The sequence below is a fragment of the uncultured Paracoccus sp. genome (assembly GCF_937873615.1).
Taxonomy (GTDB): domain Bacteria; phylum Pseudomonadota; class Alphaproteobacteria; order Rhodobacterales; family Rhodobacteraceae; genus Paracoccus.
On record NZ_CALMYP010000040.1, the window covers coordinates 24,561 to 45,248 of the forward strand.

Genomic DNA, 20,688 nt, shown 5'->3' on the forward strand with positions numbered 1-20,688 from the left:
GCCCCTATTCGGGCATTGCAATTTCGCGCCGGGCGCTCCTTTACTGGGGCGCCCTTTGTCTTTGCCAAACCCGAAAGCCCCGATGGATATGACTGAATTCCCGCCGCTGAAAGTGCTGTTCGCTGCCAGGGACGAGCTATGGCCCGCCTGGTCGTCGGCGCTGCGTGCCGCCTGCCCCGAGGCGAAGCTGACGCGCGCGGGCGATCCCGCCAGTTTCGACGCCATCGTCTATGCGCCGGGCGGCGAGATCGAAGACCTATCGCCCTATCGCAATGCCCGTCTGGTCCAGAGCCTCTGGGCCGGGGTCGAGCGTATCGTCACCAACCCGACCCTGACCCAGCCGCTGGCGCGCATGGTCGATCCGGGGCTGGAACAGGGGATGATCGACTATTGCGCCGGCTGGGTGCTGCGCGCGCATCTGGGCATGGACGCCTATGCGCAGGATGGCATCTGGCGCAACGATACCGTGCCGCCCCTGGCCAGCGAGCGTCGGGTGACGGTGCTGGGCGCGGGCGCGCTCGGTCAGGCGGTGGCGCGGGCGCTGAAGGGGCTGGGCTTCGATGTCGCCACATGGTCGGCCTCGGGGCGCGGGGCCGAGGGCATCCCAGCCTTCGCCGGTCCCGAACTGGACCGCGCCCTGCGCCGGGCCGAAATCCTGATCCTGCTGCTGCCCGACACCGCAGCGACGCGCGACCTGATGAATGCGGGCAGGCTAGCGCTGCTGCCGCAGGGGGCGACCCTGATCAATCCCGGTCGCGGCACGCTGATCGAGGATGCGGCGCTGCTGGCGGCGCTCGATCACGGCCATCTCCGCCACGCGGTTCTGGACGTGTTCCGAACCGAGCCCCTGCCCCCCGATCATCCTTTCTGGGCGCATCCGGCGGTGACGGTGACGCCGCATATCGCCTCGGAAACCCGGGTCGGAACGGCGGCGCAGGTGGTGGCGGAAAACCTGCGCCGGGTCATGCGTGGCGAGGCGCCGCGCTTCCTGGTCGACCGGGCGAAGGGTTACTAGAATCGCAGGATCGGCGGCTTGTCGGGATCGCTTCCGGGCGCACGGGGAGCGGGTGCCGGGGCGGGTTCCGGCACCGTCCGATCCAGCCGCAGGATCAGCGCGCCATCGGGCAACGGCAGATCGAAGGCGACATCGCAAGGCGCGGGCAGCGGTGGCAGGAAGGCCAGCAGTTCCGCAAGCGCCTTGGCGATAAGCGGTCGTTGCGCCTCGGCCACGCCGACGAGGACCAGCAGATGCCCCGCTGACCCATCCGGCCATTCCGCTGCGGCCAGCCCGGCAGCCTCAGCCAGACCGGCCATGTCCGAGAGCCGCGCCGCCAGCGGCTCGGCCAGGGCCGCGACCATCTCGGGCGAGGGCGCCGAAAGCCGGGCGACGCCGGCCTTTTCCTCGGCCGGGGCCTGTGACAAGGCCTCGGACAGCCAACCGAGTGTCGCGGCATCCAGAAGCATCTCGGACGGCGCGCCGGGATTGACCATCAGCGTCACGCCCTCAGGCGCCAGCATCGCCGCCAGCGCCCGGCCCGGCATGGCGAGGTGCCCTGTGGGGGCGTCGAAGAAACCGGCCAGCCGGGCCTCGTCATCGGCGGCAATGGCCAGCCGGCCTGCGGGCAGATCGAACAGCCGCAGCTTGGCGCGGTCGCCCACCGGATCGCCTTCGAGCGCCACGAAAAGCTCGGTATCGGCAAGACGGTTCAGGACCCGCGCGCGCGCGGCATCGGGCAGGTCGTGGAAGGGTGCCGGGCAAAGGCGGTCAAGCGGGGTCATTCAGCACCTCATGGACGCGGGCACGCAAGGCCGGCAGCAGGTCCCTTGCGAACCAGTCATTGCGTTTCAGCCATGCGGTATTGCGCCAGGACGGATGTGGCAAGGGAAAGACGCCGGGCAGATGGTCGCGCCAGCCCTCGACCACCCGGCTGACCGGCGCGCGGGTGCCGAGATGCCAGCGCTGCGCATGGCCGCCGATCAGCAGCGTCAGCCGGGGTTGCAGCAGTTCCATTACCCGCTCGCGCCAGGTTGCGGCACAGATCGGCGGCGGCGGCAGGTCGGAACCCTTGGCGTCATAGCCGGGAAAGCAGAAAGCCATCGGCACGATGGCGATGCGGTCACGGTCATAGAATGCCTCGGGCGTGATCCCCATCCACTCGCGCAGCCGCTGCCCCGAGGCATCGTCGAAGGGTTTGCCGCTGTCGTGAACCCGCGCGCCGGGGGCCTGACCCACGATCAGGATACGGGCCGAGGGCCTGAACCAGACCACCGGACGCGGCCCATGCGCCGTGGCCGTCGCCGCGAAGCGACCCGCGCAAAGCCGGCAGGCGGCGATTTCGGCACTCAAAGCTTGGGGTTTCGGCATGGGGTCAAATTAACCATGGCACAGCCCGATGTGAAGAGAAGCGTAAATCTTTGATAAACCACGAACTAAGGGATTGGTGGACTTCGCGGGGCGGAAGGCATAATTTGCTGGCAAGAGTGTCCGCCCTGACCAAGGCGGACTGCGCGTTACGATCCGGCCGGGTGCCGCTTCCAGGGTATCGATGATGCTGGAATTCGACAATGTCTCCAAGTCGTTCTGGACAGGAACGCAGCGCAAGGTGATCCTCGATCAGGCATCTTTCCGGGTTGAGCTTGGCCACTCATTGGGAATTCTGGCACCTAACGGCACCGGCAAGACCACCATCATCAACATGATGTGCGGGTTGGAAAAGCCCGACGAAGGCATAATCCGCCGCGAATGCCGGGTTTCGTTTCCACTGGGGTTCATGGGCGGCGTGGTCAGCCGACTGAGCGCGAACGAGAATGCGCGCTTCATCGCCCGGATCTACGGGCTGGACCCGGATTACGTCTCGGCCTTCACCCGCTGGCTGACCGATATCGACGAATATTTCGACATGCCGGTCGGGATGTATTCGTCGGGGATGCGGCAGCGCTTCGTGTTCTCATTGTTGCTGTCGCTGGAATTCGACATCTACCTGATCGACGAAGGCATGCCGACCGCAACCGATGTGGAATTCAACCGCAAGGCCGGCCAGGTCCTCAACGAGAGATTGGTGAATTCCACGGTGGTGATCGTGTCGCACCAGGCTGAAATTCTGGAAAAATTCTGCCGACAGGCGGCGGTCCTTCGCGACGGTCGCCTTTACATTTTCGAAACGCTGGACGAGGCGAAGCAATATTATGACTACACCGCCTAGGGTTCGGATCTACCGCCAGAAGCGAAGCGAATCGGTGCTTGGCGTGGAGCGCGACACCGGGGGCCAAGCGGCCAGGGCGACGGGCGCGGCCGAACGAATCGTGCTGACCCAGCCGATCATCGCCAATGCGGCACAGGACGCCGAAACCGTGCCTGACGCAGCGGCCCAGGGCATGGAAGCTCAGCTTGCCGCCGTGAAAGCCGAGGGGCTGACTGGCAGGCAATTGCGCCTCGCGCGGCGGATCGCGGCCATGCACGGTATCGACGTCGACAGCGATGAAGAGGCCGTCGTGGTGCTGCGGGCGAGGAATATCGACCCCTTCCATCGCTCCTCGCTCAGCCAGATCGTTGCCCAGACCGGCGCCGCCACGGCTGCGGCCGCAGAACAGGATCGCGTTGAGCCGGCCTCGGAATCAGGCAATCAGCTGGCGCTGCGGCGAGAGCCCTCTCCGCCAGGCAGCCGGCAACAACTGGGCCAGATCAGCCCGGTGAAAGTCCCGGCCGGTCGACCGGACCTGCCGTCGCGAGAGGCGTTGACAGAAGAAAAGCGCGCGGCCGAGATCTATCGCATCCAACGCGACATCGCGCGGCGCAGGCGCATCCGACAGTTCTGGTTGACCGTGCGCCTGCTGCTGATGGTCGTCCTTCCGACCGTGATTGCCGGTTGGTATTACTTCACAGTGGCCACGCCGCTTTACGAAACCAAGTCTCAATTCCTGATCCAGCAGGCCGATTCGGCCATCACGGCCTCCGGGAACTCCATCCTCAGCGGCTTGCAGCTGAACCCGGATTCTGTCGCCGTGCAAAGCTATCTGACATCGAAGAACGCGATGTTGCGCCTGGACGAGGAAGCCGGCTTCAAGACCGCCTTCCAGGACCCCTCGCTCGACCCGCTGCTGCGCCTGCCGCCCGATGCGACCGATGACGACGCCTTCAAGACCTATTCCGACATGATCAAGGTCGGATATGACCCGACCGAAGGCGTGCTCGACCTGACCGTCATCGCCCCCGATCCCGTGTTGAGCGAGGAATTCGCGCTCGCTCTCATTCGCTATGCCGAAGGCAAGGTCGACGACCTGACCTCGCGTGTGCGCTCGGACCAGATGGCAGGATCGCAAAAGAACTACGAAGCAGCCGAAGCCCGTGTCCGCGACGCACAGACTGCGGTGCAAAGCCTGCAAGAACAACTGGGTGTTCTGGATGCGGCTTCAGAAAGTACGCTGGTGATGTCACAGATCGGACAATTGCAATCCGAGTTGACAAAGAAGCAGTTGGAACTGGCGCAATTGCAATCCAACCTGCGCCCGAACGAAAGCAGGGTGCAAGGTGTCGAAGGCGATATTCAGCGCCTTGAGGAGCTGATCGCACAGAGCCGCGCGAAACTGACCGAGAATAACGGGACAAACGGTTCGCTGGCCCAGATCAGCGGCCGGCTGCGCATTGCCGAGGCGGATCTGGAGACCCGGCAACAATTGCTGGCCGCGGCTGCCGAACAACTGGAGGTTTCGCGGATCGAGGCGAACAAGCAGGTCCGCTATCTGTCGCTCTCGGTGGCGCCGGTCGCGCCCAGCAATGCGACCTATCCGAAGTCACTTTCGAATACGATCGTGGCCTTCCTTATTTTTGCCGGGATTTATCTGATGCTGTCGCTGACCGCATCCATCCTGAGAGAGCAGGTATCGACATGAAGCAGGTTCAGATCGGCAATATCACCTGCGGCAATGACCAGCCGCTGACGGTCATCGCCGGCCCGTGCCAGTTGGAATCGCTGGATCATGCCCTGATGATCGCCGAGGTGATGGCGAAAGCCTGCGCCGATGCCGGGGCGGGCTATGTCTTCAAGGCCAGCTACGACAAGGCGAACCGGACCTCGCTCAAGGGTCGGCGCGGCATCGGCATGGATGACGGGCTGCGCGTGCTGGAGGAGGTACGGCGCCAGATCGGCTGCCCGGTCCTGACCGATATCCACGATATCGAACAGGCCCGCATTGCCGGTGCCGTGGTCGACGTGATCCAGATCCCGGCCTTCCTGTCGCGCCAGACCGACCTGCTGCTGGCCGCCGGCGAAACCGGGGCGGTGGTGAATATCAAGAAGGGCCAGTTCCTGGCCCCCTGGGACATGCCCAATGTCGCCGACAAGGTCGCCTCGACCGGCAATGACAAGATCCTACTGACCGAGCGTGGCGCCAGCTTCGGCTATAACACGCTGGTCACCGATTTCCGTTCGCTGCCGATCATGGCCCGCACTGGCTATCCGGTGATCATGGATGCCACCCATTCGGTGCAGCAGCCCGGCGGTCAGGGCGGCTCCTCGGGCGGGCAGCGCGAATTCGCGCCGGTCATGGCCCGCGCGGCGGTCTCGCTCGGCGTGGCCGGGGTCTTCATCGAGACGCATCAGGACCCAGACAACTCGCCCTCGGACGGGCCGAACATGATCTATCTCGACCAGATGCCGGCGCTTGTCGCCAGCCTGATGCGCTTCGACGCGCTGGCGAAATCCGACCCGGTCATGCCTTCGTGAGGGCAGGTGCCGCCATCCGCGCGGCGGCCTTGGCGGCAGTGCTTCTGGCCCTGTCGCCGCCCCTTTGGGCGCAGGACCTGGCCAGCCAGCCCGAGGGCACCATCGCCGTCACCCCCGACGCCCGGACCGATGCGGCGATCAGCGACCGGATCGAGACGATCCTGTCGGGTCTGGACGGCTTTGCCGATGTCACGGTCGACGTCGATGCCGGCATCGTCACGCTTGGCGGCACGGTGCTGGACGGCGCTGCGCAGGAACGGCTGGACCGGCTGGTCGCCCGCGTCGACGGCGTGGTCGAGATCGAGAATCAGGTTCATGAAACCACCGATCTCGGCGCCCGGCTGACCCCGGTCGCGCAGCGTTTCCGCGACCGGATGGCGCAGATGGTGGGGTTTCTGCCGCTGCTTGGCGTGGCCCTGCTGACGGCGCTGCTGATCGGCTGGATCGGTAACCGCATCGCCCGGATGCGCCGGCCCTGGGACCGGATCGCCGCCAACCCTTTCATCGCCGAGATTCTGCGCACCGCGATCCGGCTGGGCTTCTGTGTCGCCGCCGTGGTGGTGGCGCTCGATATCCTTGGCGCGACGGCGCTTCTGGGCACATTCCTGGGCGCGGCCGGGATCATCGGCATCGCGCTCGGCTTCGCGGTGCGCGACACGGTGGAGAACTTCATCGCCTCGGTCATGCTGTCGCTGCGCCAGCCCTTCCGGCCCAATGACCTGATCGAGATCGACGGCATCATGGGTCGCGTGATCCGTCTCAACAGCCGGGCGACAACGCTTCTGTCGCTGGATGGCAACGACATCCGCATTCCCAATGCCATGGTCTTCAAGGCGGTCATCACCAATTACACCCGCCACCCGCAACGGCGCTTCACCTTCGATCTCTCAGTCGCGGGCGGCACCGACCTGGCGGCGGTGCGCGATCTGGGCCTGAAGACCCTGCAGGCGCTGGATTTCGTCCTGCCCGCCCCGGAACCCGCCGTCTGGATCGACGAGATCGGAAAATCCGGCATCGTCATGCGCTTCACCGGCTGGGTCACTCAGCAGGGGGCCGAGTTCAACAAGGCCAGAGGAGAGGCGATCCGCGCCGTCAGGGACACGCTGGAAGCTGCGGGTTATGGCCCGCCAGAGCCGACCTATCGGGTCCGGCTGGAAGAACCGCCTGCCGAGGCATCGCAGCCGCCGCTGTCGCCGGCGGCAGCGGAACCCGTGATCGACGAGGACACGACCCCCGACATCGCCCCCGATGCGGCGTTCGAGCGCATGGTCGAGGCCGGAAAGCAGGAAGGCGAGCGCAACCTTCTGTCCGAACACGCCCCGCAGGAATAGGGCCGGCCCCGCGACCGGCGGCAGCGCGACCAAAATCTGTGGTACACGGTGCAAATGCCGGCGATGCTGCCCCCTTCCCTGCCGTGTCAGATCACCTCATCCAGCAGCGCCATCGGCCGCACCAGCCTCGTGCCCCTGGGGCCGGCGACAATGGGCCGGTTCAGCAGAATCGGATGCGCCTCGATCGCGTCCAGAAGCCGATCGTCGCTCAGCGCGGGATCGCCAAGGCCCAACTCGGCATAGGGCGTATTCTTCTCTCGCAGCAGCCCGCGAACACCCAAGCCGCTGTCCTTCGCCAACCGGCGCAGCACCTCGCGCGAGGGCGGGGTCTTCACATATTCGACCACCTCAGGTTCGATTCCGCGCGCCCGGATTTCAGCCAGCACATTGCGCGAGGTCGAGCAGCGGGGCAGATGATAGATGGTGACGGTCATGACTTTCCTTCCTGCGGCACCCTGCGGGCTGGAAGCGGCACTGCTTCTGCCCTATATATCCAACAGCATTACGGGAAAACGCGCATGGACGACAATCTCACGGAAGGCGAGCCGCTGATCCGGCCCTCGACCACGGAACATCCGCTTTACGAGCAGGTCGTCGAGGCCTGCCGCAGCGTCTATGACCCCGAAATCCCGGTGAATATCTACGATCTCGGGCTGGTCTATACCATCGACATCAGCGCCGAAGCCCTGGTGAAGGTCGTCATGACCCTGACCGCGCCCGGCTGCCCGGTCGCGGGCGAGATGCCGGGCTGGGTCGCCGATGCCGTCGAATCCGTGCCCGGCGTGCGCGAGGTCGATGTCGAGATGACCTTCCAGCCGCAATGGGGCATGGACATGATGTCCGACGAAGCCCGGCTGGAACTGGGCTTCATCTGACGCCCTACCAGTGCGGCGGCTTCTGATCGGCCAGCGGGATCGAGCTGCCATCCGCCGCCTCGCGCTCGGCCTCGCGTTCCAGTAGCATTCCCACCCGCGATTTCAGCCGGACGATCTCGTGTTCCTGTCGGGCAACCACGTCCGACAGGTCCTCGACCGTGCGGGTCAGGTGGGCGATGCCTTCTTCCAGCCGCTGCAACTTGTCCATTCCGTCCATCTCCGCTAAGCCCCGTGGCGAGACTGGAGACAGGTTCCATGCCGCAGGACAAGAAGAAAAATCCCCGCCCGAAGGCCGAGACGCCAAAGGGCTTTCGCGACTATTTCGGCGCCGAGGTGACCGAACGCAAGCAGATGCTGGACCGGATCGCCGAAATCTACCATCTGCACGGGTTCGATCCGCTGGAAACTTCGGCCGTGGAAACCGTCGAGGCGCTTGGGAAGTTCCTGCCCGATGTGGACCGCCCCAATGCCGGCGTCTTCGCCTGGCAGGAGGAAGACGTGCCCGGCGGCGGGCGCGGCGACTGGATGGCGCTGCGCTATGACCTGACCGCGCCCTTGGCCCGCGTTGCCGCGCAATATCGCAACGATCTGCCCGCGCCCTATCGCCGCTATGCGATGGGGCCGGTCTGGCGCAATGAAAAGCCCGGGCCGGGGCGGTTCCGGCAGTTCTATCAATGCGATGCCGATACGGTGGGCAGCGCCTCGGTCGCGGCGGATGCCGAGATCTGCGCCATGCTGGCCGACGCACTGGAAGCGGTGGGCATCGCGCGCGGCGATTACCTTGTGCGGATCAACAATCGCAAGGTGCTGAACGGTGTGCTGGAAGCCGCCGAGGTCGGCGCCGACAAGGCCGATGACGTGCTGCGCCAGATCGACAAGTTCGACAAGGTCGGCGAGGCCGGGGTGCGTCAGCTTCTGACCGTGGGTCGCAAGGACGACAGCGGCGCCGAGATCGAGGGCGTCGGGCTGACCGATGCGCAGGCCCGGCCGGTGCTGGCCTTCCTGACCTCGAAAGGCGCGGATAACGCGGCCACGCTGGCCAATCTGCGCGCCGCCGTGGGCGCTTCCGCCATCGGCGCGGAGGGCGTCGACGAACTGGCCCAGATCGCGGCGCTGCTGGCGGGGCTTGGTGTGGGCGAGGATCGGGCGATCATCGACCCCTCCATCGTGCGCGGCCTCGGCTATTACACCGGCCCGGTTTTCGAGGCCGAACTGACCTTCGAAATCCTCGACGAAAAGGGCCGCAAGCGCCAGTTCGGCAGCGTCGCAGGCGGCGGGCGCTATGACGGGCTGGTCGAACGCTTCACCGGCCAGAAGGTGCCGGCGACGGGCGTCTCCATCGGGGTCGACCGGCTGCTGGCCGCGCTCCGCGCCAAGGGGCTGGCCGGGGGCGACGCGCGCGGCCCGGTCGTAGTGACGGTGATGGACCGCGACCGCATGGCCGCTTATCACGCCATGGCCGCCGAATTGCGCGCCGCCGGCATCCGCGCCGAGGTCTATCTGGGCAATCCGAAGAATTTCGGCAACCAGTTGAAATACGCCGACAAACGCGCCGCGCCCATCGCCGTGATCCAGGGCGGGGACGAGGCCGAACGCGGCGTGGTGCAGTTGAAGGACCTGATCCTCGGCGCAAAGCTGGCATCCGAGGTCAGCCACGAGGAGTGGAAATCCCAGCCCGCCCAGACCGAGGTGCCGCGCGACCAGCTGGTCGCCGCCATCCGCGAGATGCTGGCCCGATGGTAACCAAATCCGCCAAGCAGGCCATCGGCCAACGCTTTCTGGCCGCCTTCCGCGATGCCGGCGCGGTCGAGGTCGCGCCCGACATCCTGCTGGACGCCGCCACCCTGCTGGACCTTTACGGCGAAGACATCCGCGCCCGCGCCTATGTGACCGCCGACCCGGTCCGGGGCGAAGTCGTGTTGCGCCCCGATTTCACCGTCCCGGTCGTGCGCGCCCATATGGAAACCGGCGCCGAACCGGCACGCTATTGCTATCTGGGCGAGGTGTTCCGCAAGCAGGACCATGGCGAGACCCGCCCCGAGCACCCGCGCGACAACGAATATCTGCAGGCGGGATTCGAGGTCTTCGCCCGCGACGCGGGCGCCGATGCCGAGGTCTTCGCGCTCTTCCACCGGCTGCTGACCCCCTATGGCCTCAGCGCGACCATGGGCGACATGGATATCCTTCTGGACGCAGTGCGCGCGCTGCCGGTCTCGGAGGCGCGCCGGGCCGCACTGCTGCACCATATCTGGCGCCCGATCCGCTTCTCGCGCCTGCTCGCCCGCTTCTCGGCCCCGGCAAGCCCGCGCGCCCTGCCCGACAGCGCCGCGCCCTGGACCGGCTTGCGCACCGGATCGGAGATGGAGGCGCGCATCGCCACCCTGTCGATGGAACCGGACGAGCCCCCCCTGCCCGCCGTCTGGGCGAACCGTCTGACCCGGCTCTTCGCCGTGGACGCGCCCGCCCCGCAGGCGCTGGCGCAACTGCGCGAATTGGCCAGCGAAATCCCCGCCATTGTGGAAGCCGTGGACCGCCTCGCCACCCGCCTCGACCAGTTGGCCGCGCGCGGCACCGATCCCGTCGCCATCCGCTTCGCCGCCAGTCATGGCCGCGAGACAATGGAATATTACGACGGCATGACCTTCACCTTCACCGCGCCGCACCCCGACTGGCCGCCGGTCGCCTCGGGCGGGCGCTATGACGCGCTGACCGCGCAGCTTGGCGCCGGGCGCGCCATCCCCGCCGTCGGCGGCATCATCCGTCCCGGCCTGATCGCGGAACTGGAGGCCTCATGCTGAAGCTCGGCGTGCCGTCCAAGGGGCGGCTGATGGAGGATACGTTCCGCTGGTTCGCGGATCGCGGCATCGCCCTGTCGCGCGCCGGATCGGACCGCGAATATGCCGGCCGGGTCGAGGGCGCGGACCTGTCGCTGGTGCTGCTGTCGGCCAGCGAAATCCCCCGAGAGCTTGCCTCGGGCCGGATCGACCTTGGCGTCACCGGATCAGACCTGGTGCGCGAAAAGCTTGCCGGCTGGCGCTCGGACGTGCGCGAGGTGGCGCAGATGGGGTTTGGCCATGCCGATCTGGTGCTGGCGGTCCCGGCCTGCTGGCGCGATTGCGAAAGCCTCGACGATTTCGCCGCCATCGCCCGCCAGTTCCGCGGCACCCACGGCTTCCGGCTGCGCATCGCCACGAAATATCACCGCCTGGTCAGGGCCTTCCTGTCCGAACACGAGGTCGCCGATTACCAGCTTGTCGACAGTCAGGGCGCGACCGAAGGCACGGTCGCCAACCTGACCGCCGAGGCGATTGCCGATATCACCAGCAGCGGAGAGACGCTGCGCGCCAACCACCTGAAAATCCTGCCCGACGCGCTGATCCATGCCAGCCAGGCGACACTGTTTGCTTCGCAAAAGACCGATGCGAAGGCCATCAAAGCCTTCGCCACTCAACTCGGCCTCTGACCGTCTTTGGTGCCCAAATACCTCGGGGTCGCCGGTCGGTGCGCCACCGGTTCGAGAACCGGCCGGCGACGGGCAGCGCCCCGGTCCTTACTTCGCCGCAGCAAACACCGGCTGATAGATCTTCTCCAGCCGCGCCATCGCATCCGCCGGTGACATCTCCTCGGACAGGCCCGAACGGCGCGAGGTCAGCTCGACCTTGTTGTTCTGCAGCCCGCGCGGCCCGACGGTGATCCGCCAGGGCAGGCCGATCAGGTCCATGGTGGCGAATTTCGCACCGGCGCGTTCATCGCGGTCGTCATAGAGCACGTCGAAGCCCTTGGCCGATAGCTCGCGATAAAGCGCCTCGCAGGCCGAATCGACCGATGCATCGCCCTGTTTCAGGTTGACGATGCCGACATGGAAGGGGGTCACGCCCTCGGGCCAGATGATGCCCTTGTCGTCGTGGTTCGCCTCGATGATGGCGCCGGCCAGACGCGAGACGCCGATGCCGTGGCTGCCCATGTGGACGGGCGTGCGGGCGCCGTCGGGGCCGACGACGGTGGCGCCCATCGGCTCGGAATATTTGGTGCCGAAATAGAAGATCTGGCCGACCTCGATGCCGCGCGCGGTGCGACGGCGGGTTTCGGGGACCTGGGCGAAAACGGCCTCGTCATGGGTCTCGTCGGTGCGGGCATAGCGGCTGGTGAATTCCTCCAGCACGGCCTGACACTGTTCGACGCTGTCATAGTCGATCTGCCGGTCGCCAAAGGTCAGGTCGGTGATCTCGCTGTCATAGAAGACTTCCGACTCGCCGGTCTCGGCGAGGACCAGGAATTCATGCGTGTTCTCGCCCCCGATCGGCCCGGAATCGGCACGCATCGGGATCGCCTGCAATCCCATACGCTCATAGGTGCGCAGATAGGTCACAAGATGCCGGTTATAGGCGTGCAGCGCGTCTTCCTTGGTCAGGTCGAAATTATAGCCATCCTTCATCAGGAATTCGCGGCCGCGCATGACGCCGAAGCGCGGGCGGATCTCGTCGCGGAATTTCCACTGGATGTGATAGAGCGTCAGCGGCAGGTCCTTGTAGCTGTTCACATGGGACCGGAAGATGTCGGTGATCATCTCCTCGTTCGTGGGACCATAGAGGAGATCACGCTTGTGGCGGTCGGTGATGCGCAGCATTTCTTCGCCGTAATCGTCGTAGCGGCCGCTTTCGCGCCACAGATCCGCCGATTGCAGCGTCGGCATCAGCAGCGGGATATGTCCGGCGCGCTGCTGTTCCTCATGCACGATCTGCTCGATCCGCTTCAGGACCTTGTATCCCAGCGGCAGCCAGGAATAGATCCCCGCCGCCTGCTGCTTTATCATCCCGGCGCGCAGCATCAGCCGGTGGCTGGCGATCTGCGCCTCGGACGGGGTTTCCTTGAGAACGGGCAGGAAATAACGCGACAGACGCATATGCGGACCTTTATCAGCAGGGTTTTGCCTCGGTTATCCGAAAGGCTTCGGCGGGGCAAGAACGGCGCGGCGGTTGCTCTTACCAAGGCGACGCGTCCGCATTACGCTGGCCGCCACGAGCAGCACTGGCCGCGAGGGCATCCATGACCGACCAAGCGCAATTCTCAGAGGGCTTCACGCCGCAACACGATGTCGCGGTGATCGTCGCCTGCGACGCCAATTACCTGCCCTATGCCGCCGTGGCCGCGCTGCAACTGGCGCGGGCGGGGCGCGATTACGATGTGCTGATAGGCGGCCCCGAAGCCTTGTCCCTGCCCGCTGTGCTGCGAGAAGCCGGGATCGGTCATGTCGCGGCGGTGGATACGGCGATCCTTGATGCGCTGCCCACCGATGCGCGCCGCTCCATCGCCACCTATATGGAACTATTCTTCGCCAGCGCCCTGCGCGGGGTCTATCGCCGGATCCTGGTGCTCGACAGCGATGTGGTGTTTGAGCGCGGCGATCCGGGGCGGCTGCTTAGCGCCGGGATGCTGGGCCATGCCGTCGCGGCGGTGCGCGACAACCGGCAATGGCGCAGCCCGAGGAAACTGGTGCGCGAATTCAAGCAGCTTGGCCGCCCTGCCGCCCCCTATTTCAACGCCGGCGTGGTGATGATCGACACCGAAAGCTGGGCCGAAGCCGGCTGGTCCGAGAAGGCGCAGGCCTTCGCCCGCGATCATCTGGCGGGGCTGGGCCGCGATCAGGCGCTGATGAACGGGATGCTCTATGGCGACTGGGCCGAGATCAGCCCCTTGTGGAACTGGCAGTTCACCTGGTCCTCGGCGCATCTGATATCGATGGCGGACCCGTGCCTCGTCCATTTCATCGGTCCGCACAAACCCTGGCTGGACAGCGCCGAGACCCGCGTCCCCCTGCGCCTGCGCGAGGGTTACGCCCGCATCCTGCCCGCCCATTTCCCCGAGGCCCCGAGGGCTGCGGCCCTCGACCGCCGCCACTGGCCGGCGCGGGGGGACTTGCGCAAGAGCCTTGCCAAGCAATGGATGGCAGCCGGGCCGATGCTGGATTATCTGGGTCGTTTCCCGGATGAATATACGCTGCTGAACCCCTGAATCAGCGCCACTTGTCGGCGATCCATGTCGCCGGCAGGTAGAAATGGCGCAGATGCTTCGACAGGCTCTCGCGCCGCCGCCCGTCGAAGGTCGCTTTCAGGTGATCGCCGGGCGTGCGCACCGGGTCGGATTTCGACCATTGCCCCAGAACCGCATCGTCGGGGTTCAGGTGGCCGGCGAAGATCACCACCTTGGTGCCCTTGGGGATCCTCGGCGGGCGGATATAGTTCAGCGGGAAGGGCGGGATGCAGTTCAGCCGGAAATGGCTGACCCAGCCCTTCGGCCAGAATTTCACCCCGCCGGGCGCGTTATGGGTGACGAAGCGCTGCTCGTAGCGGTACTTGTCCGCCGCGCCCTGCGGATCGGCGCGAAAGACTTCCTGCATCGGCTTCAGCTTGCCCACCTGCATCCGGTAGATCGAGGTCTGGGCCATGCGCTCGAAAGGCGTGTTCGGGTTCTTCGCGGTGATCGTATCCGAGGGATCGCCATAGTCGAAGAAACCGTCGATATTACCGGTGATGATGATGTCCAGATCCATGAACAGCACCGTGCCGGTGATATCGCCCAGATCCCCCCAAAGCTGCGATTTCGGCCATTTGCCCGGCGTGTTCTTCGGCATGACGAAATCGGGTTCCGGCAGCGGCCGCACGACGATATCGGGGTTCAGGCCGGTCCCGTCATCGGTGAAACAGATGACCCGGAAAGGCGGCGTGATATTGCGCGCCACCATATTGAAGAAGCGGTTCACATATTCGGGGCCGTATTTCACCCCCCACTTGATGCAGATGATCTGTTTCATGCCTGCCTTTCTGCCGTTCTTTCGGCAATGCAGCAAGTGCTGTTGACTCTCGCCCCCGGCCAGCTATAAGCGCCGCTTCATTGGTGTTGGTGGACCCCGCAAGGGGAAGCCTGTCGGGGGAAACCCAAAGGACAACGCCCTTTTGAAACTGACAAAAGGAGATCAGCCGTGACCAAACGCACGTCTGCCAAGTACAAGATCGACCGCCGCATGGGCGAAAACATCTGGGGCCGCGCCAAGTCGCCGGTCAACCGCCGCGAATACGGCCCCGGCCAGCACGGTCAGCGCCGCAAGAACAAGCTGTCGGATTTCGGCACTCAGCTGCGCGCCAAGCAGAAGCTGAAGGGCTATTACGGCGACCTGACCGAGAAGCAGTTCCGCCGCATCTACGCGGAAGCCGAGCGCGTCAAGGGCGACACCGGTGAAAACCTGGTCGGTCTGCTGGAGCGCCGTCTGGACGCCGTCGTCTATCGCGCGAAGTTCGTGCCGACCATCTTCGCCGCCCGCCAGTTCGTGAACCACGGCCATGTGACCGTGAACGGCAAGCGCGTGAACATCGCTTCCTACCGCGTCAAGGAAGGCGACGTGATCGCCGTCCGCGACCGCTCGAAGCAGCTGGCCATCGTTCTGGAAGCCGTGCAACTGGCCGAGCGCGACGTGCCGGATTACCTGGATGTCGACACCAGCAAGCTGACCGCGACCTTCGTGCGCACCCCGGCGCTTGGCGACGTGCCCTATGCCGTCGTGATGGAGCCGAACCTGGTCGTCGAATATTACGCGAAGAACTGATCCTTTTCGCGTCAGGAATTTCAGGGGCCGTCCTTCGGGGCGGCCCTTTTTCATTGCCGGCTGAGCAGTTCCAGATCGGACGCCTCGACTTCGTGGACAAGACCCACGCCCTCGACATCGATCAGCACCCCGGCTTCGAGATGCCCCCAATCGTCGCGGGAAAACTCCCGTGAGAAACTGCCGTCATCAAGGCAAATCACGACAATGCCCCGGCGACCGGCCCAAAGCAGGCGGTCGCCGGGGCGAATTTCAGTGCCGTCGGGATAGCGCATGACGAGCCTTCGCTTCGCCGCGCATCGCCTCAGTCCTTCTTGATCAGACCGGCAAGAGCTGCCGCGAAGGGGTTGTCCGGGTCGATGGGCTTTTCGGCGCGCGGCGGGCGGGCCGAGTAGTTCTTGGCCCGGTCGCCCCGGTCATCCTTGCCGCGCGGCTTGCCCTTCCCGGGCTTGCCACCCTTGAAGTCGGGCTTCCTGCCGCGCGGGCGGCCACCCTCGCCGCCTTCGGCGCGCTGCCCGCCATCCTGACGCTGCCCGCCGCCGTGACGGCGGTTGCCGCCCTGCTGCTGGCGCGGGCCGCGCGGTTTCGGGGACCAGCGGAAGGTATAGAAGACCTCGACCTCGGGCGCGGCTTCCTCGGTCGCTTCGACCGCGTCGCCTTCGGCCGGGGTCTCGCCCGCCGCAGCGGCGGCCTCGGCCTCGGCCTTCTTCTTCTCGGCCTGCTCGGCTTCCCACTTGGCGCGGGTTTCGGCGGCAAGGACCGATTCCTCCTCGGTCAGCGGGTGTTCGTGATCGACCTCGACCGGGGCTTCGGGGGCAGGCGCGGTTTCGGCCTTGGCCTTCGGACGCTCGCCCTTCTCGGCGGCATAGCCGAGGCCCTCCATCAGGTTGGCGAACTGTTCGAGCGTCATGCCGGTGATCGAGAGCATGTCGGCATTGGCCTCGAAACCCGCGCGGGTGTCCTGCGTGCGCAGCATGTCGGCCAGACGTTCCAGCATGTCGATGCGGATCGCGCGCTCGCCCGCCGGGCGATAGCCGGACAGCGTATAGACCCGCACCGGCACGTCCTTGATATTCGGGATCGTCACCAGACCGGGCGGCGGGCTTTCGGGGAATTCGGCCAGCCCGTCCCAGAGGCCCGACAACACAAGGCGCAGCCGCGTCGGCGCGGGCTTCAACAGCGCCGGCATGAAGATGGTGAACTGACCGAAGCGGACGCCATGCTTGCGCAGCAGCCCGCGCGCATCCTGATCCAGATCCTTGACCTCGCCCGCGACATCCTCGCGCCGGATGATGCCAAGGTTTTCAACCAGCCGGAAGGCAAAGCCGCGCGCCAGACCGGTCAGCGCCTCGTCATTCTGCATGGCCAGAAGCGGCTCGAACAGGGTCGCCAGCTTGCGGTCGATGAAATGCTGCAAGCGGCGCTGCACCTTCTCGGCGATCTCGGGGCCGGCTTCCTCGTCGACGAAGGCCTCGACCCCGGGTTTAAGCAGGTCGCCGCCCTTGACCAGCTTGCCGATGGCGGCATTGCCCCACATCAGCCCGCCCTGCTCGGTGAAATCCAGCTCGGTATCGGGCGCGTTATAGAAACGATCCGCGCGCAGATGGAATTCGGGCTTGAGCGCCTCATAGGCGGCACGGTTCAGCATCCGCGCCTCGTCGGGATTCTGGGTCTGATCGGCCCGGAAGCGGAACCCTTCCAGCCGACCGGCGAATTCGCCTTCGACGCTGACTTCACCCTTGTCGTTCACCTCGGCCACGAGGGTCTCCTTCTGCTTGAGCCGGCGCATAAGCACAGAGGTGCGCCGGTCCACAAATCGTTGCGTGAGCGCCGCGTGCAGCGCATCTGACAGGCGGTCTTCTACCGTGCGCGTCGCCTCGCGCCAATACGATTCGTCCTCGACCCAGCCAGAGCGTTGCGCGACATAAGTCCATGTGCGGATGAATGCCAACCGCTTCGACAGCGCGTCGATGTCGCCTTCGGTCCGGTCGATGCGTTCGATCGCCCGCGACAGCCAGTCGCCGGGGATGGTGCCTTCCTGCAGAAAGGTGAAGATGCGCAAGAGCAGGCTGGTATGTTCCGCCGGCGAAATGGACCGGAAATCCGGGATCCGGCAGGCATCCCAGAGCAGCCGCACATCCGGCGCGGTGGTCACACGGTCGCGGATTTCGGGCATCTCGCGCAGGGTCTTCAACGCGGCGAGGTCGTCGGCCTCGCGGCCCCTGGTCAGCCATTCGCTGTCGGGCGCGGCTTCAAGGCTCTGGATCAGCCGGTCCATGGTGCCGAATTCCAGCCGCGGGTTGCGCCAGATCAGGCGACTGATCGGGGCGAAACGGTGGTTCTCGATGGCGTCGATCAGGCCTTCGTCCAGCGGCGATGCCTCGCCCGTCACGCCGAAGGTGCCCGGCTCGGTATGGCGGCCGGCGCGACCGGCGATCTGGCCCATTTCATGCGGGAACAGCGGACGCAGCCGGCGGCCATCGAATTTCACCGTCGAGAAGAAGGCGACATGCCGGATATCGAGGTTAAGCCCCATGCCGATGGCATCGGTGGCGACCAGATGATCGACTTCGCCGGACTGATACATCTCGACCTGGGCATTGCGGGTGCGCGGCGAAAGCGCCCCCATGACCACGGCGGCCCCGCCTTTCTGACGACGCAGAAGTTCGGCAATCGCATAGACATCGTCGACCGAAAACCCGACGATGGCGGAACGCGAGGGCATCCGGCTGATCTTCTTCGATCCGGCCCAGCTGAGCGTCGAGAAGCGGTCCCGGCGCATGAACTGCACCTTGTCGACCAGTGCGGCAATGGCAGGCCGCATGGTGTCGGAACCCAGAAGCAGGGTCTCGTGCAGCCCGCGCGCGCGCAGCAGCCGGTCGGTGAAGACATGGCCGCGCTGCGGATCGGCGCAAAGCTGGATCTCGTCGAGGGCGACGAAATCGGCGGCGACCTCGGGCATGGCCTCGGTGGTGGCGACCCAATATTGGGCGCGGGGCGGCACGATGCGCTCCTCGCCCGTGACCAGTGCCACGACGGACGGCCCACGCGCCTTGACGATGCGGTCATAGACCTCTCGCGCCAAGAGGCGAAGCGGCAGACCGATGACGCCCGAGCGATGGGCCAGCATCCGCTCGATGGCGTAATGGGTCTTGCCGGTATTGGTCGGGCCCAGCACGGCCGTAATGCGTGACATGGCTGCCCCTTGTTGCCGCGCCTAGATGTCGGTGCCGGTATCGGCCGCGTCAAGGCGGGCGGCGGCGTCGATGGCATCCTGCTGATGGGGGTTGATGTCCAGGCTGAGGCGCAGCGCCTCAGCGGCGCGGGCATTGTCGCCCAGTTCCTCCAGCATGGTGCCAAGCTGGGTAAGGGCAAGATACTGCTTCGGCTCCAGTTCCAGCGCCATCGACAGATCTGCCGCCGCCGGCCCGTAATTACCGTTCAGCCAATAGGCCAGACCGCGCAGCTGATAGCCCATGGCGTGATCCGGCGCGTGATCGACAAGCGCGGTCAGATGGCCGATGGCGCTCGGGTAATCGCCTTCGTCCAGCGCACTTTCGCCGCGCATCTGGATCAGGTTCAGCGGCTCTGAGCCGGTATCTTCCCAAGCGGTCAGGATCTCGGTCTCGGCCTCGACCCAGGCCTCGCCCTCGGTCTGGGCGAGCGCCGCGAAAAGCGCGGGGTCGGGCGGTGCGGCAATCGCTTGCGCCGGACCGAATGCAATGGCAAATGCCGTGACGGTATATTGGAAAATGCGGGCGCGCCTGTTCATATAGGCATTGTAACCCGACAGGCTGGCCCCCGCCAGTCAAGCTTATGGAGGAATTCATGTCCGAGGTGATCAATGCCGCCGTGGCCGCGCTGAGCGAGAAGATCAGCAGCTTTGCCGATGGCACCGCGAAATTCGTGATCGATGGCGAGGGCGCAATCGTCATGGACGCGGACGGCGTGCGCGCCGGCGATGACGAGGCCGATGTCACCCTGACCGCCAGCCGCGAGACCTTCGAGGGCATGTTGAACGGCGACGTCAACCCGACCATGGCCTTCATGACCGGCAAGTTGAAGGTCGACGGCAATATGGGGCTGGCGATGAAGCTCGGCTCGGCCCTGTCCTGAGCATTCGCGTCACCTTATCGTCCGTATTTTAGCCAGTTTGAGCGGTCATTCGATGGATCTGTCCCCGGCCCCGTTTCATCAGCTTCCCGAGTCGCAGGAACTCCCTGCCGAGGCCTTCTGGCTTCGCAGCGACGACGACCTGCGGCTGCGGCTGGCGCTGTGGCGGGCGGAGGCGCCGGTCGAAACCGTGCTGCTGTTTCCCGGTCGCACCGAATATGTCGAGAAATACGCCCCGGTGGCGCAGATCCTGACCGGGCTGGGGATCAATGTCCTGTCCATCGACTGGCGCGGGCAGGGCATGTCCGACCGCTTGCAGGACAACCCCCGCCCCGGCCATATCGGGGATTTCTCGCAATACCAGCTTGATGTCGTGGCCCTGATCGAGGCTGCGGCGGCGCTGAACCTGACAGAGCCTTGGCATCTTCTGGCGCATTCCATGGGCGGTGCCATCGGGCTGGCCGCGCTGATGAACGGGTTGCCGGTCCGGACCGCGACATTCTCGGCCCCGATGTGGGGCATCAATCACGCACCCATGCCGCGCGCTGCCGCCCTGGCGCTGTCGAAGATTGCCAGCAAGCTGGGTCGTGGCGGCAATCCCGCGATCGGCACCGGCGGCAATGGTGCCTATCTGCTGGACGAGCCGTTCCAGAACAACCTGCTGACCGGCAATGCCGATGCCTGGGCCCGTCAGGTGCGAGAGGCCGCCGCCTGGCCGGAGCTGACGCTTGGCGGGGCCAGCTATCGCTGGGTCGGCGCCGCGCTTGAGGAATGCCGCAGGCTGGCGGCGGAACCGGCGCCGGATGTGCCGATGCTGGTCACGCTCGGCTCGAAGGAACTGGTCGTCTCGGCCCCGGCGATCCGCACCCGTGCCGCCGGCTGGCCGGCGGGCCGGCTTCTGGAACTCGATGGCGGCCATCACGAGGTGATGTTCGAAACCCCGGAATTGCAGGCGCAATTCTACGATGCCTTCCTGAACCTGATCCGCCCCGGCCAGCCCGACCGGCAACAGGTCGCCGCCGGGGGTTGAACCGGGGCGCGGCAGCCTG

General features: G+C 65.8%; 22 protein-coding genes. 13 read left to right on the forward strand and 9 right to left on the reverse strand.

The annotated features are described in order from the left end of the window. The first annotated feature begins 88 nt into the window (after positions 1-88). A complete protein-coding gene (locus Q0330_RS10495; RefSeq protein ID WP_299478436.1) occupies positions 89-1,015 on the forward strand; it encodes a glyoxylate/hydroxypyruvate reductase A in 927 nt (308 codons plus the stop codon). On the opposite strand, the gene Q0330_RS10500 is transcribed toward Q0330_RS10495, so the two are convergent. Both Q0330_RS10500 and Q0330_RS10505 read right to left on the reverse strand, forming a co-directional pair. Beyond that, positions 1,012-1,779 (reverse strand): SseB family protein, encoded by a 768-nt coding sequence (locus tag Q0330_RS10500; RefSeq protein WP_299478439.1) that lies wholly within the window; start codon positions 1,777-1,779, stop codon positions 1,012-1,014. The genes Q0330_RS10495 and Q0330_RS10500 overlap by 4 nt on opposite strands. After that, positions 1,766-2,365, reverse strand: a complete 600-nt coding sequence (locus Q0330_RS10505) for a uracil-DNA glycosylase family protein (RefSeq protein ID WP_299478442.1) — start codon at positions 2,363-2,365, stop codon at positions 1,766-1,768. The genes Q0330_RS10500 and Q0330_RS10505 overlap by 14 nt, the downstream gene beginning before the upstream one ends. Positions 2,366-2,549: 184 nt before the next feature. Between Q0330_RS10505 and Q0330_RS10510 the strand changes: the two genes are divergently transcribed. The 4 genes from Q0330_RS10510 to Q0330_RS10525 are packed head-to-tail and all read left to right on the forward strand — an operon-like array spanning position 2,550 to position 7,054. Further along, positions 2,550-3,203, forward strand: coding sequence for an ATP-binding cassette domain-containing protein (locus Q0330_RS10510; RefSeq protein WP_299478445.1), 654 nt, complete (start codon positions 2,550-2,552; stop codon positions 3,201-3,203). After that, on the forward strand, positions 3,187-4,890 hold the full coding sequence (locus Q0330_RS10515) for a capsule biosynthesis protein (protein WP_299478448.1): 1,704 nt from the start codon (positions 3,187-3,189) through the stop codon (positions 4,888-4,890). Before Q0330_RS10510 ends, Q0330_RS10515 begins: the two co-directional genes overlap by 17 nt. Further along, positions 4,887-5,723 carry a 3-deoxy-8-phosphooctulonate synthase gene (gene kdsA, locus Q0330_RS10520; RefSeq protein ID WP_299478451.1) on the forward strand — a complete coding sequence of 279 codons (837 nt, stop codon included), beginning with the start codon at positions 4,887-4,889 and terminating at the stop codon, positions 5,721-5,723. Before Q0330_RS10515 ends, kdsA begins: the two co-directional genes overlap by 4 nt. Then, entirely contained in the window at positions 5,720-7,054 is a 1,335-nt protein-coding gene (locus Q0330_RS10525) for a mechanosensitive ion channel family protein (protein WP_299478454.1), read from the forward strand. Before kdsA ends, Q0330_RS10525 begins: the two co-directional genes overlap by 4 nt. A gap of 86 nt (positions 7,055-7,140) precedes the next feature. Here the strand turns inward: Q0330_RS10525 and arsC are convergent, their stop codons facing one another. Continuing rightward, a complete protein-coding gene (arsC, locus tag Q0330_RS10530) occupies positions 7,141-7,488 on the reverse strand; it encodes an arsenate reductase (glutaredoxin) (RefSeq protein WP_299478457.1) in 348 nt (115 codons plus the stop codon). Positions 7,489-7,572: 84 nt separating this feature from the next. Here arsC and Q0330_RS10535 point away from each other — a divergent pair, with 84 nt between their 5' ends. Beyond that, positions 7,573-7,929, forward strand: coding sequence for an SUF system Fe-S cluster assembly protein (locus tag Q0330_RS10535; RefSeq protein ID WP_299478460.1), 357 nt, complete (start codon positions 7,573-7,575; stop codon positions 7,927-7,929). A gap of 4 nt (positions 7,930-7,933) precedes the next feature. Here the strand turns inward: Q0330_RS10535 and Q0330_RS10540 are convergent, their stop codons facing one another. Next, positions 7,934-8,146: a SlyX family protein gene (locus Q0330_RS10540; RefSeq protein WP_299478463.1), complete on the reverse strand. Its 213-nt coding sequence runs from the start codon at positions 8,144-8,146 to the stop codon at positions 7,934-7,936. Positions 8,147-8,184: 38 nt separating this feature from the next. Here Q0330_RS10540 and hisS point away from each other — a divergent pair, with 38 nt between their 5' ends. The 3 genes from hisS to hisG are packed head-to-tail and all read left to right on the forward strand — an operon-like array spanning position 8,185 to position 11,392. Next, a complete protein-coding gene (gene hisS / locus Q0330_RS10545) occupies positions 8,185-9,672 on the forward strand; it encodes a histidine--tRNA ligase (protein ID WP_299478467.1) in 1,488 nt (495 codons plus the stop codon). Next, positions 9,666-10,727, forward strand: a complete 1,062-nt coding sequence (locus Q0330_RS10550) for an ATP phosphoribosyltransferase regulatory subunit (protein ID WP_299478471.1) — start codon at positions 9,666-9,668, stop codon at positions 10,725-10,727. Before hisS ends, Q0330_RS10550 begins: the two co-directional genes overlap by 7 nt. Further along, a complete protein-coding gene (gene hisG, locus Q0330_RS10555; protein WP_299478475.1) occupies positions 10,721-11,392 on the forward strand; it encodes an ATP phosphoribosyltransferase in 672 nt (223 codons plus the stop codon). Before Q0330_RS10550 ends, hisG begins: the two co-directional genes overlap by 7 nt. A gap of 87 nt (positions 11,393-11,479) precedes the next feature. On the opposite strand, the gene proS is transcribed toward hisG, so the two are convergent. Then, positions 11,480-12,832, reverse strand: a complete 1,353-nt coding sequence (gene proS, locus Q0330_RS10560) for a proline--tRNA ligase (protein ID WP_299478478.1) — start codon at positions 12,830-12,832, stop codon at positions 11,480-11,482. Between the two features lie 143 nt (positions 12,833-12,975). Between proS and Q0330_RS10565 the strand changes: the two genes are divergently transcribed. Beyond that, a complete protein-coding gene (locus Q0330_RS10565) occupies positions 12,976-13,941 on the forward strand; it encodes a glycosyltransferase (RefSeq protein WP_299478482.1) in 966 nt (321 codons plus the stop codon). Between the two features lies 1 nt (position 13,942). Here the strand turns inward: Q0330_RS10565 and Q0330_RS10570 are convergent, their stop codons facing one another. Next, positions 13,943-14,740: a glycosyl transferase gene (locus Q0330_RS10570; protein WP_299478485.1), complete on the reverse strand. Its 798-nt coding sequence runs from the start codon at positions 14,738-14,740 to the stop codon at positions 13,943-13,945. 168 nt (positions 14,741-14,908) lie between these two features. Between Q0330_RS10570 and rpsD the strand changes: the two genes are divergently transcribed. Continuing rightward, on the forward strand, positions 14,909-15,529 hold the full coding sequence (rpsD, locus tag Q0330_RS10575; RefSeq protein WP_299478488.1) for a 30S ribosomal protein S4: 621 nt from the start codon (positions 14,909-14,911) through the stop codon (positions 15,527-15,529). A 50-nt stretch (positions 15,530-15,579) separates the two neighbouring features. Here rpsD and Q0330_RS10580 read toward each other — a convergent pair whose 3' ends face one another. Genes Q0330_RS10580 through Q0330_RS10590 form a run of 3 tightly spaced genes read right to left on the reverse strand, consistent with a single transcriptional unit; the run spans position 15,580 to position 19,298 of the window. After that, complete coding sequence (locus Q0330_RS10580) at positions 15,580-15,801, reverse strand: hypothetical protein (protein ID WP_299478491.1); 222 nt, start codon at positions 15,799-15,801, stop codon at positions 15,580-15,582. A gap of 29 nt (positions 15,802-15,830) precedes the next feature. Beyond that, on the reverse strand, positions 15,831-18,722 hold the full coding sequence (locus Q0330_RS10585) for a helicase-related protein (protein ID WP_299478494.1): 2,892 nt from the start codon (positions 18,720-18,722) through the stop codon (positions 15,831-15,833). Between the two features lie 21 nt (positions 18,723-18,743). Next, positions 18,744-19,298, reverse strand: a complete 555-nt coding sequence (locus Q0330_RS10590; RefSeq protein ID WP_299478497.1) for a tetratricopeptide repeat protein — start codon at positions 19,296-19,298, stop codon at positions 18,744-18,746. Between the two features lie 56 nt (positions 19,299-19,354). Between Q0330_RS10590 and Q0330_RS10595 the strand changes: the two genes are divergently transcribed. Together Q0330_RS10595 and Q0330_RS10600 are read left to right on the forward strand one after the other, a co-directional pair. Next, positions 19,355-19,642: an SCP2 sterol-binding domain-containing protein gene (locus Q0330_RS10595; RefSeq protein ID WP_299478500.1), complete on the forward strand. Its 288-nt coding sequence runs from the start codon at positions 19,355-19,357 to the stop codon at positions 19,640-19,642. A 52-nt stretch (positions 19,643-19,694) separates the two neighbouring features. Beyond that, complete coding sequence (locus Q0330_RS10600) at positions 19,695-20,669, forward strand: alpha/beta hydrolase (RefSeq protein ID WP_299478504.1); 975 nt, start codon at positions 19,695-19,697, stop codon at positions 20,667-20,669. Positions 20,670-20,688: the final 19 nt, after the last annotated feature.

Excerpts from the sequence above, each read along its gene's own strand:
- Q0330_RS10580 (WP_299478491.1), bottom strand. The coding sequence starts at position 15,801 with ATGCGCTATCCCGACGGCACTGAAATTCGCCCCGGCGACCGCCTGCTT.
- Q0330_RS10510 (WP_299478445.1), top strand. The coding sequence starts at position 2,550 with ATGCTGGAATTCGACAATGTCTCCAAGTCGTTCTGGACAGGAACGCAG.
- proS (WP_299478478.1), bottom strand. The coding sequence starts at position 12,832 with ATGCGTCTGTCGCGTTATTTCCTGCCCGTTCTCAAGGAAACCCCGTCC.
- Q0330_RS10500 (WP_299478439.1), bottom strand. The coding sequence starts at position 1,779 with ATGACCCCGCTTGACCGCCTTTGCCCGGCACCCTTCCACGACCTGCCC.
- Q0330_RS10515 (WP_299478448.1), top strand. The coding sequence starts at position 3,187 with ATGACTACACCGCCTAGGGTTCGGATCTACCGCCAGAAGCGAAGCGAA.
- Q0330_RS10595 (WP_299478500.1), top strand. The coding sequence starts at position 19,355 with ATGTCCGAGGTGATCAATGCCGCCGTGGCCGCGCTGAGCGAGAAGATC.
- Q0330_RS10570 (WP_299478485.1), bottom strand. The coding sequence starts at position 14,740 with ATGAAACAGATCATCTGCATCAAGTGGGGGGTGAAATACGGCCCCGAA.
- Q0330_RS10535 (WP_299478460.1), top strand. The coding sequence starts at position 7,573 with ATGGACGACAATCTCACGGAAGGCGAGCCGCTGATCCGGCCCTCGACC.
- Q0330_RS10495 (WP_299478436.1), top strand. The coding sequence starts at position 89 with ATGACTGAATTCCCGCCGCTGAAAGTGCTGTTCGCTGCCAGGGACGAG.
- hisS (WP_299478467.1), top strand. The coding sequence starts at position 8,185 with ATGCCGCAGGACAAGAAGAAAAATCCCCGCCCGAAGGCCGAGACGCCA.
- Q0330_RS10540 (WP_299478463.1), bottom strand. The coding sequence starts at position 8,146 with ATGGACGGAATGGACAAGTTGCAGCGGCTGGAAGAAGGCATCGCCCAC.
- Q0330_RS10585 (WP_299478494.1), bottom strand. The coding sequence starts at position 18,722 with ATGTCACGCATTACGGCCGTGCTGGGCCCGACCAATACCGGCAAGACC.
- Q0330_RS10550 (WP_299478471.1), top strand. The coding sequence starts at position 9,666 with ATGGTAACCAAATCCGCCAAGCAGGCCATCGGCCAACGCTTTCTGGCC.
- arsC (WP_299478457.1), bottom strand. The coding sequence starts at position 7,488 with ATGACCGTCACCATCTATCATCTGCCCCGCTGCTCGACCTCGCGCAAT.
- Q0330_RS10590 (WP_299478497.1), bottom strand. The coding sequence starts at position 19,298 with ATGAACAGGCGCGCCCGCATTTTCCAATATACCGTCACGGCATTTGCC.
- Q0330_RS10565 (WP_299478482.1), top strand. The coding sequence starts at position 12,976 with ATGACCGACCAAGCGCAATTCTCAGAGGGCTTCACGCCGCAACACGAT.
- Q0330_RS10600 (WP_299478504.1), top strand. The coding sequence starts at position 19,695 with ATGGATCTGTCCCCGGCCCCGTTTCATCAGCTTCCCGAGTCGCAGGAA.
- kdsA (WP_299478451.1), top strand. The coding sequence starts at position 4,887 with ATGAAGCAGGTTCAGATCGGCAATATCACCTGCGGCAATGACCAGCCG.
- hisG (WP_299478475.1), top strand. The coding sequence starts at position 10,721 with ATGCTGAAGCTCGGCGTGCCGTCCAAGGGGCGGCTGATGGAGGATACG.
- Q0330_RS10505 (WP_299478442.1), bottom strand. The coding sequence starts at position 2,365 with ATGCCGAAACCCCAAGCTTTGAGTGCCGAAATCGCCGCCTGCCGGCTT.